Here is a 12489-nt window from a genome sequence, read left to right as displayed (position 1 = left end):
AAAAAAGGGGCGCTCGCGAGGAGACGCCCCTTTTTCGTGGCCTGCGAGAATCAGCGCAGGCTCACTCCGGCTTCACCGCCACCGAAGCCTCGGAGGTCAGCATCATGAACGTGAAACTCTCCTGCAGATACAGCTTCACGCTCTTGTCGTCATGCGACGAATAGCCGATCGATACGTCCTGCCCGAGGTGGAACGCGAAATCGCCGCCACGCGTGCTCAGGATCGCGCCGCCCTCGATGGCCGGCGCCCAGATGATCTCGCCATTCACGAGGCGGCGAATGTGCTCGAGAATCGGGTAACCCTGGTCGCTCGCTTCGCTCACCGCCGTGTACGCATCGGAGCCGAGCAGCACCGCATACGGGCCGTCCACGCCTTGCAGGCGCAACTGTTCGAGCGCCTTGGCGATGACCGTGGGGTAATCGGCGATATCGGCGGGCATCGGCAGGATCGGGTTCGACGAGCCTTCGCGGATGCCGGTGATCTGCGCGGCCGTGTAGCCGTCGAAAATCGCACGGTCTTCCGCGAACGCGAGGCGCGTGGCCGCGTCCTTGGCCGGCTGCCAGTCGGAGTCTTCGGCGCCGCGCTCCACGTCGTCGATGGCTTCGCGCGAAAGCTCGAACGGCACGCGCAGTTCCACGATCGCCTTCACTTCGCGCTGGCGCGCGCGGATGCCTTCGAGCGGCGCTTCGATGCCGTTCTGGTGGCCGGTGCCGACCGCCGCGAGCGCGGGGCCGCCGGGGCCCTCGACGTCCACGACGCGGCGGCCCGCGAGCGAGCGCTTGAAGGTGCGCGCAACTTCTTCTTCGATTTGCGACCACGCGGCCGTGGAAATGGGCGCCAGCTCGCGATGGAGGTTATTCATACCGGGGTGCTCCTTTGAGGGATCCGATGGCGAGCGAGCCGTCCGCGCTGGGCGCGGCGGCAGACTCGGTTTCTGTTTCTGATGCGTTGGCGGCGCTCACCTCGATGGTGGGCGCGGCGCCCGGGTCGACCTCGGCGAGCGCTTCGAGCAGCGTCTGCGACGGCACGAAGAAGAGCCCCCCTGTGACGGCGCGGCTGAAGTCGAGTAGCCGGTCGTAGTTGCCGGGCGGCAGGCCGACGAACATGTTTTCGAGCATCTGTTCGATCGGCTCGGGCGAGCGCGCGTAGCCGATGAAGTAGGTGCCGAATTCGGCCGAACCGGGCCGGCCGAACGGCATGTTGTCGCGCAGGATCTTGATCTCGTTGCCCGCGTCGTCTTCGAGCGTGGTGAGCGAGCTGTGCGACCAGCTCGGCTTCACGGCTTCGTCCAGTTCGATGTCCTGGAGCTTGGTGCGCCCGATGATGTGCTCCTGCGCCTCCACGGAAAGCGCGTTCCAGCCTTTCATGTCGTGCATGTACTTCTGCACGAGCACGTAGCTGCCGCCGCAGAATTCGGGATCTTCGTTTTCGCCGATCACCGTGAAATGGACGGCTTCGTTGCCGGTCGGATTCTCGGTGCCGTCGACGAAGCCGATCATTGCGCGCATGTCGAAGTTGCGAAAGCCGTGCACTTCGTCCACGGTCGTGACCGCGCCTTCCAGGCGCGTCATGAGCTGGGTGGCCAGCTCGAAGCACAGGTCGGTTTCGTCGGCGCGAATATGCAGCAGGATGTCGCCGGGCGTGGCGATGGCCTTGCGCTCGCCCGTGCCGAATTCGCGGAACGGGTGCAGCCCGGCCGGGCGCGGCTCGCCGAACAGCTTGTCCCATGCGTCGGACGAAAAGCCGACCACGCACGACAGATTGCCGGCGGGCACGCGCTTGCCGACCGCGCGCACGAGGTTGGCGACGTCGGCGCACCAGGCGCGTACGGTGGCGCGGCTCGCGGCGTCGTCGTTGACGGTCGCGACGATGAAGAAGGCATTGCGCGTGACGGCGCTGGAGACGGACTGCGGTTCCTGCGTGAGAGAGGCCGGCGTCATGATGTGGGGTATCGCTCGTGAGTCCAGAGTCGGTTTGGGTTTTGCTGCGCCCGCATAGTTTAGCCAAACTCGGGGAAAACGGCCGTTTGCAGGCGAGTGGGTGCCGTGCGAGGATATTCACGGTGATATCGACGTGCCCTGATGGGCAGGCCGGAGTAAGCGCTGAAGCACTAACTCCGGATCGACAGCGTTGCATGGGACCGGAGTAAGCGCTAAAGCGCTAACTCCGGATCGACAGGAGACACAGCATGTGGGACCACACCGAGCATGAAGGCTTCGAGATCTGGGTGCTGCCGATTCCGGCGTTCGGGCCGCGCGCGCCCGAGCCGCTGTTCCACTACAGCGGCTACATCTGCCGCCACGGCGCGGACGCCCATGTCGAAGGGCGCAGCGTGCGCTTTCACGACATGATGCGCAACTACACCGGTCCCGACGCCGCGCTCGACGCAGCCTACGCCGACGCCCGCAAGCGCATCGACCGCTTCCACGCGACGGGGAGCTGGGCCGAGAGCACGGCCTGAGCCTTCAATTTCCCTTTCAGCGGCCGCCCTGCACGATCAGCTTCACGGGCCGCCCTTCGCAGCTCACCTCGCCCGGTAGCGCGAGCGTACGCCAGCCCGCCGGCTGGCCGGGGGCGCTGAGTTCAGCGACGTCGTCGGGATAGGTCGTGACCACGTTGAACGGCCACGACCCGCGCCGCAGCCGCTCATGGACAAGCGAGCCGACCCAGATCGGCGTGGGCTCCCCGTCGCTCGCATGGCCATCGTCAGTGCCGTTTCCATTGCGCCGCGGCGCGAGCGCATAGCCCGAAGGCCAGAAACGCAGCACGTCGCGGCGGCTGCCCGGCTCGCCCGCGTCGTTCGGCTTCCCGTCGAGGCGCGCGCGGGCGAACACGAGCGGCGAGGGCAGGCCGTTGTTCAGCTTCGGCAGCAGCGGCAGCGACATCACATCCACGTTCGGTGCGACGAGCGATAGCACGCTCCTCACCGAGATTTGCGGACCTTCGGCCCAGCCGGCGTCACGCAGCGCCGTGCGCAGATCGTCGGCGCTCGCTGCCCACTGGATCGTCATCGGCTCGCGGCGCGCGCCTTTCATGTCGAAGCGATAGCACGCAAACGTCCTCCACAGCGAATCGCTCCACTGCATTTGCGAGAGGACGACAGGCGGCGCCGCAGCGGTCGTGGGCGGCGCGGGCGTGCGCCTGGCCGGCACCGTCTGCAGCAGAACGGCGCCGACCAGCACGAGCAGCACGATGGGCGGCACATAGGTGCGCTGCGGCGGCCGCTTGGGGTAGCGCCAGAGCGAGGTGAGCACCACGATCGCCACCCAGATGGCGGCGAAGGCCGCGCCGCCGATGGCATCCGAGAACAGGAAGCGGTCGAAATAGAGCCCCGCGAACGCCACCGCGACGATGATCCCGTTGCCGAGCGCGGCGACGAGCGCGGCCTCCAGCATGCTCGCGCGGCGCACGAGCAGGAACATCACGAAGCCGTAGACGATCACCATCGACGACACGCGGTCGCTCGGGAACACATAGGCCTCGACGGCCTGGCCGCCGCCCGGCGACGTATGGTGGATCACGAAGCGCAGGATGAGGATGAGCAACTGCGAAACGGCCGCGGCAATCATCCAGTAAGCGATGGTGCGCCAACGTCGCTCCAGCACCATCCAGATGCCCACCGTCGCGATGAGCGCCGCGAGCGTCCAGGTGCTGCCGAGCGTTTCGACGCGCGCGAGGGCCGCGTCGGCCCACGTGGTGCGGATCGACTGCAGGAACTGGCGCACGGACTGATCGATCTGCACGAGCGGCGCGCCGCGCAGCAAGTTGCCGAGCACATAGGAAAACACGGCCGCGCACACCGGCACGAGGCCCGTGATCACGATGACGGGGCCGAGCGCGGGCTGCGCCGGGTCGAGCAGGCGGGCGATGCGCTTCGAGGCGCGCCCGGGATGCTGCGCTGCCCACTGCGCCGCGCTGCGGCGCGACGCGCCGGCCCAGTTGTCGATGTGCAGTAGCAGCATGCGCACGAAGCGCCAGATGAGCCAGACCGCGAGCGCGACGATGCCGATGACGACCACCAGCCGGAACGACACCGCGCCCGCGAGCTGGAGCGAGGCGCCGAACACGACGCCCGGCACGATATGCGCGGGCGCCCAGACGAGCGCGGAAATCACGTTCATCATGAAGAAGCGCATGGGCTTCATGCCGGCCATGCCCGCGACGATTGGCACCACGGCGCGCAGCGGCGCGATGAAGCGCGCGAGGATCACGCTGCGCGTGCCGTGGCTCACGAAGTAGGCGTGTGCGCGCTCGAGAATGGCGGGGTGGCGGCTGAACGGCCACATCTGGGCCAGCGAGCCGCGGTAGCGATGGCCGATCCAGAAGCTCACGCCGTCGCCGGCCACGGCGCCCGCAATCGCGCAGACGAAGAGCCAGCCGAGGTTGATCGTGCCGGTGGCGGCGAACGCGCCGGCAATGAACATCGCCGTGCTGCCGGGAATGAACGTGCCGATGAACGCGAGCGATTCGAGGAAAGCGGCGACCACGACAAAGGCGAGCGTCCACGTCGCGTGCGCGGCGAGCAGGTGCAGCAGATGATCGTAGGCGTGCTCCATGAGCGGGGCGGGTTCGTTTGCTGGGGCTCGCGGGACGGGCGCGAGATCGGGCGGGTGGCGGTCCGCACCGGCCGTGCGCAACTAGCCGCAAGCGGCGTGCGGAACCATCAGGCGCAATATAACCGGGCGCGCGCAACTACGTGCGACACGAGGCCGGGCGGGGCGAAGCGAGGGGGCGAAGGCGGCGGCCGCGTCGCGCGGCGTAGGCAGGGTGCGCCAGCGAGTCCGGGTACGGCCGTGACGAGGTTCAGATAACGCCCTTCTCCTTCAACGCGGCCAGTTGTTCCGCCGAATAACCGAGCATCGAGTGCAGGACCTCCTGCGTGCCTTCGCCCAGTTGCGGAGGCGCATGCCGCACGGGCAGGCGCTCGCCGTCGAAGCGCCACGGCGGCGCGAGTACCGGCGTCGTGCCGCTTTCGGTATGCGGATGCGGCTGGTGCGTGACGAGCCCGCCAAGCGTTGCGCGTGGCGACAGCAGCGCCTCGCGCAAGCCCGCCACTTCGCCGCACGGGATGCCCGCGCCCGCGAGCCGTTCGAGCAGGAGCTTGCGCGGACGGCTGCCCAGTTCGCGCGTGAGTTCGGGTACGAGCGTCTCGCGGTTCTGTCCGCGCAGGATGTTGGTCTTGTAGCGCGCGTCGTCGGCGAGGTCGGCGCGCTCGATCACCTCGCGGCAAAAGCGCTCGAACTGCGCGTTGTTGCCCACGGTGATGACGAGCGGACCATCGGCTGCATCGAACACGCCATACGGCACGATCGACGGGTGCGCATTGCCGTAACGCGGCGGGTCCTCGCCGATCAGCAGCGCTTCGAGGCCGTAGTAAGCGGTAATCATGAGGCCGCAGTCGAACAGCGCCATCTCGATGTGGCGCCCGCGACCCGTGCGCTCGCGCTCGTAGAGCGCGGCGAGCATCGCCTGTGCGGAATACATGCCCGTGAAAAGATCCACGGCCGCTACACCGAATTTGAGCGGCGGCTGGTGGGCTTCGCCGTTCATCGCCATGAGGCCCGTTTCACCCTGCACGACGAGGTCGTAGCCGGGGCGTGTCGCTTCGGGTCCCGTGCGATCGTAGCCGGAAATCGAGCAATAGATGAGACGCGGATTCGCGGCGCTCAGCTGCTCATAGCCGAGCCCGAGCTTTTCCGCGCCGCCGAACTTGAAGTTCTGTACGACGATGTCGCTGGTTTTCGCCAGCTCGCGCACGATCTGCTGGCCTTCGGGCGTTTGCAGATCGAGCGTGATCGAACGCTTGTTGCGATTCACGCTGTTGAAGTACGCAGTCTCCGTCTTGCCGACGCGCACGCCCCAGTCGCGCGTGTCGTCGCCGCGGTCGGGATGCTCGATCTTGACGACTTCCGCGCCGAGGTCGCCGAGCACCATTGCGCTCCACGGCCCGGCCAGCACGCGCGAAAGATCGAGCACGCGCACGCCCGCCAGGGGCAAGCTGCTTTTGTCCGTCTGCATCAACAGGTACTCCTGGTTCGTTGTCGGGGCGACTGTATGCAGTCGCCCCCTCATGGCTCACGCCGCCTCACGCCCCAATGCGATGTAGCGCGCGAGATGATGATCCTCGTCGCCAAGCTGATGATCGATCATCACGAGCCGCTTTGCATAGTGCGCGAGCGGCAATTCCCACGTCATGCCGATGCCGCCGTGCAGCTGGATCGCTTCTTCGGCCACGCGCGCGCCAATACGCCCGATCGTGTACTTGGCGGCCGAAAGCGCACGTTCGCGCTGCGCGCGCGGCGCGTCGATCGCCGCTGCCGCGTTGATGACCGCCGAACGCGCCTGCTCGATTTCGAGCAGCACGTCCGCCATGCGATGCTGCAGCGCCTGGAAGCTGCCGATGGGCAAACCGAACTGCTTGCGCGTGCGCAGGTAGTCGAGCGTGAAATCACGCGCGATCTCCATTGCGCCCACGGCTTCCGATGCGAGCGCGACGATGCCGTATCCGCGTGCATGTTCGAGCGTCGCGAAGCCGCTGCCTTGCGCGCCGACGAGCGCATCGGCATGCACCTTCACGTTATCGAGCGCCACTTCCGCTGCGCGGCCGCCGTCGATCTTGCGGTAGCCACGCAGGCTCACGCCCGCTGCGTCGCGCGGCACGAGGAAGAGGGAGATGCCTGCTTCGGCGAATGCATCGCCGGAAGTACGCGCCGAAACGAGCAGCACGTCGGCATGTTCGGCGACCTGCACGACGCCCTTCGCGCCCTGCAGCACCCAGCCATCGCCGTTTTTCTCCGCGCGCGTCGCCACGCGTGCGTCCTCGTAATGCGAACCCGGCTCGTCGTGCGCGAGCGCGGCGATTTGCGAGCCGTCGATGAACGATGCGATGCGCGCGCGCTGCGCCTCGCTGCCCGCGTGGGCGAGCGCGCGGCCGACGATCAGCGTGTCGAGGAACGGCTCGACCACGAGTCCGCGCCCGAGCGCTTCGAACACCACCGCGACATCGAAGCCCGCGCCGCCAAAGCCGCCATCGGCCTCGTCGAACAGCGCGCCGATCACGCCGAGTTCGGCGAAGCGCTGCCACATGTCTGCGCTAAAGCCTTCTTCGGAGCGCGCGATTGTATCGCGGGTATTGAAATCGTATTGCTCCGTGATGAAACGATTGAGCGTATCCGCGAGCATGCGGCGGTCTTCTGTGTGCTGGAAGTCCATGGCGTGCCTCTCAAAGACCGAGAATCATCTTGGAGATGATGTTCTTCTGAATTTCGTTGGAGCCGCCAAAGATCGACAGCTTGCGGTTGTTGAAGTACTGCGCGGCGGCGCTGGCGGCCTCAATGGGCCCGATTGCCTCGCCCGCATACCCTTCTTCGAGCGCTTCTTCGACGAACGGCGCCGCATACGGCCCCATCGCGCGGCGCAGCAGCGAGGAAATCTCCTGGCGGATCTCGGTGCCGCGAATCTTGAGCATCGAGCTTTCCGCACCGGGCACGCCGCCGCCTGCCACGGCAGCGATCACGCGCAGGTTGGTCGTCTTCATGTTCTCCAGATCGATCTCGACTTTCGCGATGCGCGCCGCAAACTGCGGATCTTCTGCAAGCGGCTTGCCGTTGCGCGTGATCTTCTGCGCGGCGCGCTTCAGGCGAGCGAGCGCCGCCACCGAAAAGCCTACGCCGGCGATATTCGTGCGCTCGTAAGTGAGCAGATATTTCGCGTAAGTCCAGCCGCGGTTTTCTTCTCCAACGAGGTTCGCCACCGGCACGCGCACGTCGGTGAAGAATACTTCGTTGACCTCATGTTCGCCGTCGAGCGTGATGATGGGGCGAACCTCGATGCCCGGCGTGTTCATGTCGATCAGCAGGAAGCTGATGCCTTCCTGCTTGCGCACGTCGGCGGCGGTGCGCACGAGGCAGAAAATCATGTTCGCGTAGTGGCCGAGCGTGGTCCACGTCTTCTGGCCGTTCACCACATAGTGGTCGCCGTCGCGAACGGCGGTCGTGCGCAGCGAGGCGAGGTCCGAGCCCGCGCCCGGTTCGGAATAGCCCTGGCACCACCAGTCCGAGCCGTCGAGAATGCGCGGCAGCCAGTAGCGCTTTTGCGCCTCGCTGCCGTACTTGATGAGCACGGGCCCGAGCATGTTCACGCCGAACGGCACGATGCGCGGCGCGCCGGCAATCGCGCATTCGTTCTCGAAGATGAACTTCTGCACGGCGCTCCAGCCGGGGCCGCCGTATTCCTGCGGCCAGTGATTCGCGAGCCAGCCTTTTTCGTTCAGGATGGCGTGCCATTGCGCCATGTCGTCGCGCGTGAGGTGCCGGCCGTTGCTCACCTTGCTGGCGAGGCGCTGTGGCAGGCGCTCGTTCAGGAACGCGAGCACTTCGCTGCGAAACGCCTCTTCTTCGGCGGTGAATTTCAGGTCCATGTGTGAAAAGCTCCTTCAGGGCACATTCAGGCCGATTGATTGAGGCTCGCGAAATTCTCGCCGCGCTCGACCAGTTCGACGAGCAGCGGCGAAGGACGCCAGAACAGCGGATCTGCCTTCGCATACTCGCGGATATCGGCGAGCACGTTGGCGAGGCCCACGGTATCGGCGTACTTCATCGGGCCGCCGCGATAGCGCGGGAAGCCGTAGCCGTAGAGCAGCGTGACATCGACATCGAGCGGGCGCAGGGCGATCTTTTCATGCACGACGTTCGCGCCTTCGTTGATCATCGCCGCCATGTAGCGGCGCATGATGGCTTCGTCGCTGAAGCTGCGCGGTTCGATGCCGGCGCGCTCGCGCTCGGTGCGGATGATGGACTCGACTTCGGGATCGGGCGTGCCCGTGCGTGCGCCTTCGGGGTAGAGATAGAAGCCGCGGCCCGTCTTCTGACCGAACCAGCCGCGCTCGCAGATGCGGTCGGCGATCTGCACGTAGCGCGCCTTCGGGTCGCGCGTGGCGGCGCGGCGCTTGCGCGTGGCCCAGCCGATGTCGCCGCCCGCGAGATCGACCACCTGGTACGGGCCCATCGGAAAACCGAAGTCGCGCACTGCCTTGTCGATCTGATAGGGCGAAGCGCCGTCTTCCATCAGATGATCCGCAGCCGTGCGGAACACCGCGAGAATGCGGTTGCCGATGAAGCCGTCGCACACGCCGGCGCGCACCGGCACCTTGCGCAGCTTCTTCGCCAGCTCGAACGCCGTGGCCACGACATCGGCGCTCACCTGCTTCGGCACCACGATTTCCAGCAGCTTCATGATGTTGGCGGGCGAGAAGAAGTGCAGGCCCACCACGTCTTGTGGGCGTTCGATGCTGGCCGCGATGGCGTCGATGTCGAGATACGAGGTGTTGGTCGCGAGCACGGCGCCGGGCTTGCACACGCGGTCGAGCTCGGCGAACACGGCCTGCTTGACGGCCATGTCCTCGAACACGGCTTCGATGACGAGATCGGTGTTCCCGAGCGCGTCGTACGAGGTGCTGCCGCTAAAGCGCGCGAGGATCTGCGCTTTCGCTTCGGGCTTCATGCGGCCCTTGGCGATGAGGCCGTCGTAGACTTTTTCCACATGGGCGCGGCCGCGCGCGAGCGAGGCGTCGTCGCGCTCGATCATCGTCACGGGCAGGCCCGCGTCGAGCACGGCCACGGCAATGCCCGCGCCCATCGTGCCGCCGCCGATCACGCCGACGGTGTCGATCGCGCGCGGCTTCGCGCTCTTCGTTTCTGGGGCCTTCTGCACTTCGCGCTCCGCGAAGAATGCGTGCACGAGACCCGCGCGCTGGGGGCTTTCGAGGCATTCGAGGAACTGCTTGCGCTCGAAGCGCAGCCCTTCGTCGAACGACAGATCGAGCGCGGCCTGCACGCAATCGACGATCTTCAGCGGCGAGAACAGGCCACGCGACTTCTTCGCGGTTTCGGCGCGGGCGGCGTCGATCGCGGCTTGCGCCTGGGCGCGATCGGCGAGCGCCTGGGCGTCGCGCGTGCGTCGCACCGGCGCGTGACCCGCGAGCAGTTCCTGCGCGTAGGCGAGGCCTTCGGCGAGAATGTCGTCGCTTGCGCCCACGCGGTCGACGAGGCCCAGCTTGTGCGCTTCCTGCGCGCTCGCGTGACGGCCGCTCAGCATCAGCGAGAGCGCCGCTTCGGCGCCGATCAGGCGCGGCGTGCGTTGCGTGCCGCCGGCACCAGGCAGCAGGCCCAGCTGCACTTCGGGCAGGCCGAGCTTCGCGCCCGCCACGGCGAGCCGGTAGTGCGCCGCGAGCGCCACTTCGAGGCCGCCGCCGAGCGCCGCGCCGTGAATGGCGGCGATCACCGGCTTGTGGCAGGCCTCGATGCGGTTGCACGCGTCGGGCAGCGCGGGCGGCTGCGGCGGCTTGCCGAACTCGCGGATGTCCGCGCCGGCAATGAAATTGCGCCCGGCGCCGACGATCAGCACGGCCTGCACGGCGTCGTTCGCCTCGGCATGCTCGATGGCGGCGGCGAGGCCGCGGCGCACGTCCACGCCCAGCGCGTTGACGGGCGGATTGTCCACGGTGACGAGCAGCACCTTGCCGCGCAGTTCATGAGTGACGGGGGAGGCGTTCACGGGATCGGATGCCATGGCGATGCTGTCTCCATAATGAGGGCCGGACTGGCGGGCCAGACGGCAATGTTTCATGTTCGCGTCGATTCTCGGCGTGACAGGGGCAATTGACAATCCCATCGCTCGTTGACAGACTGTCAAGGTATTTTTGACAGTGGATGTGCCATGGACGTCAATGCGCTAACCCTGCTCGTCGAAATTCTCGACGCGGGCAACCTCAGCGAGGCGGCGCGCCGGCTCAAGATGAGCCGCGCGAACGTCAGCTACCACCTCAACCATCTGGAGAAGTCGATAGGCCTGCAGCTCGTGCGTCGCACCACGCGCCGTGTCGAGCCGACCGAAATCGGCTTGAAGCTCTACGAGCACGGCCGCGCGATCCAGAACGCGCTGCTCGCCGCGCGCGAATCGGTTTCCACCCTCGGCCAGAGCCTGCAGGGGCGCGTGCGGCTTTCGGTGCCGAGCGGCTACGGGCAGCTCGTGATGTCGGACTGGCTCATCCAGTTCAAGCGGATGTACCCCGGCATCGTGCTCGACGTGATGTTCGAAAACCGCGTGGAAGACCTGCTGCGCGACGAAGTCGATATTGCCGTGCGCGTGATGCACGAGCCGCCGCAGAATCTCGTGGCGCGCGACATGGGGCCGGTGAAGTACATCGCATGTGCCTGTACGGCGTGGGCCGAACAGCACGGCATGCCGCAAACGCTCGACGATCTGGCGCGTGCGCCCGTCATCACGGCAACGGTGGTGGGGCGGCAATTGCGCCTTGCGGGTTATCTAAACGAGGACCGGCACGAAGTGCTGCTCGAACCCTCGATCATTTCGGAAAACTTTCTATTTCTGCGCCAGTCGATTCTCGCGGGACTCGGCGTGGGCATCGTGCCCGACTATGTGATGCACGACGACATTCGCCAGGGCGCTGCCGTCACGTCGCTCGACGCGTGGCGTTTGAGCATATTCGGCACGCATATGTACATGCTCTATATGCCGAACCGCCACCACACGCGGGCGGCGGCCACCTTCATCGATTACGTGCTGGGCGAGGCCCGCAAAACCGGGCGCGGCGCGGCCGCGTGAGCGGCGCAGGTAGCACGCCGCCACTCGCCGCGCCAGGTGCATGCGCAACCGACTACTGGCCTGTGAGCGTGTTGCTGTACTCCACGGCGGGCTGCGAGGTGTTGCCGCCTTGCGCGACGAGCAGATGAATCTGGCCCGGCAGGAGCTGCGAGAGCGTACCCGAGGTCGGCACGGTCGTAATGAGCCAGTCCGCATTGTTCGCGAGGTTGAAAGAGGACGACTCGTAGATCGCCGTCTTGCTGCCCGCTGCCGTGACGATCGCCACGTAGTTGCCGCCGTTCATATAGATCGAGTCCTGTCCGCTTGCGGGCACGGCATTCTTGTAGCCCACGGCCGGCAAGGTCGGCTGCACGGCGCTGATATCCGTGCCGGGCGCAACGATGTAGATGTCGAGATTCTGCGCATTGACGGTGGCGTTGAACGCGCGCAGGCGTGCGCTGCTGGAAAGCAGGCCCTTGTCGAACGGATCGTCGATCAGGCCGATGTCGCCGCCCGTGAGCGCGGGCAACGCGAGCACGGTGTACTCGTGACCCTTCGCCACGTCGGCGAAGGCGCCGCTTGCAATCGGCGTGGTCGTGCCCGTGCTTGCATACGAGACGTTGGTGTTGCCGGTGTTGATGTTGGCGAAGTTCGTGACCTGCTTGTACGCGATGTTCGTCTGAAGGGCGCTGCCATTCACCAGAAAATCGACATTCGGGCCGCCGGGGAGCGCATGCACGAAATGTATCTCGGGGTTCTGCACGCCGATTTCCTTGCCGACGTCGTTGCTGCTGCTGCCGCCGCCGCATGCCGTGAGCAGGGCTGCCGCGCTCGCAAACGCGAGCAGGGTGCGTATCGTCTTCATTGTTGACCTCATTCGTTTCG

At 66.5% G+C, this 12489-nt stretch carries 10 protein-coding genes; 2 read left to right on the top strand and 8 right to left on the bottom strand.

Annotated elements, in window-relative coordinates; genetic code table 11:
* Nucleotides 1–61: 61 nt before the first annotated feature.
* Together ACOJB8_RS00375 and ACOJB8_RS00370 are read right to left on the bottom strand one after the other, a co-directional pair.
* Nucleotides 62–862 (bottom strand): family 1 encapsulin nanocompartment shell protein, encoded by an 801-nt coding sequence (locus tag ACOJB8_RS00375; protein WP_342946713.1) that lies wholly within the window; start codon nt 860–862, stop codon nt 62–64.
* Nucleotides 855–1940 (bottom strand): Dyp-type peroxidase, encoded by a 1086-nt coding sequence (locus ACOJB8_RS00370; protein ID WP_342946712.1) that lies wholly within the window; start codon nt 1938–1940, stop codon nt 855–857. Before ACOJB8_RS00370 ends, ACOJB8_RS00375 begins: the two co-directional genes overlap by 8 nt.
* 248 nt (nt 1941–2188) lie before the next feature.
* On the opposite strand from ACOJB8_RS00370, the gene ACOJB8_RS00365 reads away from it, so the two are divergent.
* A complete protein-coding gene (locus tag ACOJB8_RS00365) occupies nt 2189–2461 on the top strand; it encodes a hypothetical protein (protein ID WP_069261746.1) in 273 nt (90 codons plus the stop codon).
* A 16-nt stretch (nt 2462–2477) separates the two neighbouring features.
* Here the strand turns inward: ACOJB8_RS00365 and ACOJB8_RS00360 are convergent, their stop codons facing one another.
* The 5 genes from ACOJB8_RS00360 to ACOJB8_RS00340 all read right to left on the bottom strand — a co-directional run bounded on the left by ACOJB8_RS00360 (nt 2478) and on the right by ACOJB8_RS00340 (nt 10569).
* Nucleotides 2478–4556, bottom strand: a complete 2079-nt coding sequence (locus tag ACOJB8_RS00360; protein ID WP_342946711.1) for a VTT domain-containing protein — start codon at nt 4554–4556, stop codon at nt 2478–2480.
* Between the two features lie 247 nt (nt 4557–4803).
* Entirely contained in the window at nt 4804–6018 is a 1215-nt protein-coding gene (locus ACOJB8_RS00355; protein ID WP_342946710.1) for a CaiB/BaiF CoA transferase family protein, read from the bottom strand.
* Between the two features lie 57 nt (nt 6019–6075).
* Nucleotides 6076–7212 carry an acyl-CoA dehydrogenase family protein gene (locus ACOJB8_RS00350; RefSeq protein ID WP_342946709.1) on the bottom strand — a complete coding sequence of 379 codons (1137 nt, stop codon included), beginning with the start codon at nt 7210–7212 and terminating at the stop codon, nt 6076–6078.
* A gap of 10 nt (nt 7213–7222) precedes the next feature.
* Entirely contained in the window at nt 7223–8419 is a 1197-nt protein-coding gene (locus ACOJB8_RS00345; RefSeq protein ID WP_342946708.1) for an acyl-CoA dehydrogenase family protein, read from the bottom strand.
* A 26-nt stretch (nt 8420–8445) separates the two neighbouring features.
* A complete protein-coding gene (locus ACOJB8_RS00340) occupies nt 8446–10569 on the bottom strand; it encodes a 3-hydroxyacyl-CoA dehydrogenase NAD-binding domain-containing protein (RefSeq protein ID WP_475010460.1) in 2124 nt (707 codons plus the stop codon).
* Between the two features lie 147 nt (nt 10570–10716).
* On the opposite strand from ACOJB8_RS00340, the gene ACOJB8_RS00335 reads away from it, so the two are divergent.
* Nucleotides 10717–11625, top strand: a complete 909-nt coding sequence (locus ACOJB8_RS00335) for a LysR family transcriptional regulator (protein WP_475010458.1) — start codon at nt 10717–10719, stop codon at nt 11623–11625.
* Between the two features lie 52 nt (nt 11626–11677).
* Here ACOJB8_RS00335 and ACOJB8_RS00330 read toward each other — a convergent pair whose 3' ends face one another.
* Nucleotides 11678–12469: a DUF4397 domain-containing protein gene (locus tag ACOJB8_RS00330; protein WP_475010457.1), complete on the bottom strand. Its 792-nt coding sequence runs from the start codon at nt 12467–12469 to the stop codon at nt 11678–11680.
* Nucleotides 12470–12489 lie beyond the last annotated feature (20 nt).

The sequence above is a fragment of the Paraburkholderia sp. BR10141 genome (genome assembly GCF_056155635.1).
Note: the sequence above shows the minus strand (reverse complement) of the source record. Positions and strands in the feature narration are given on the sequence as shown.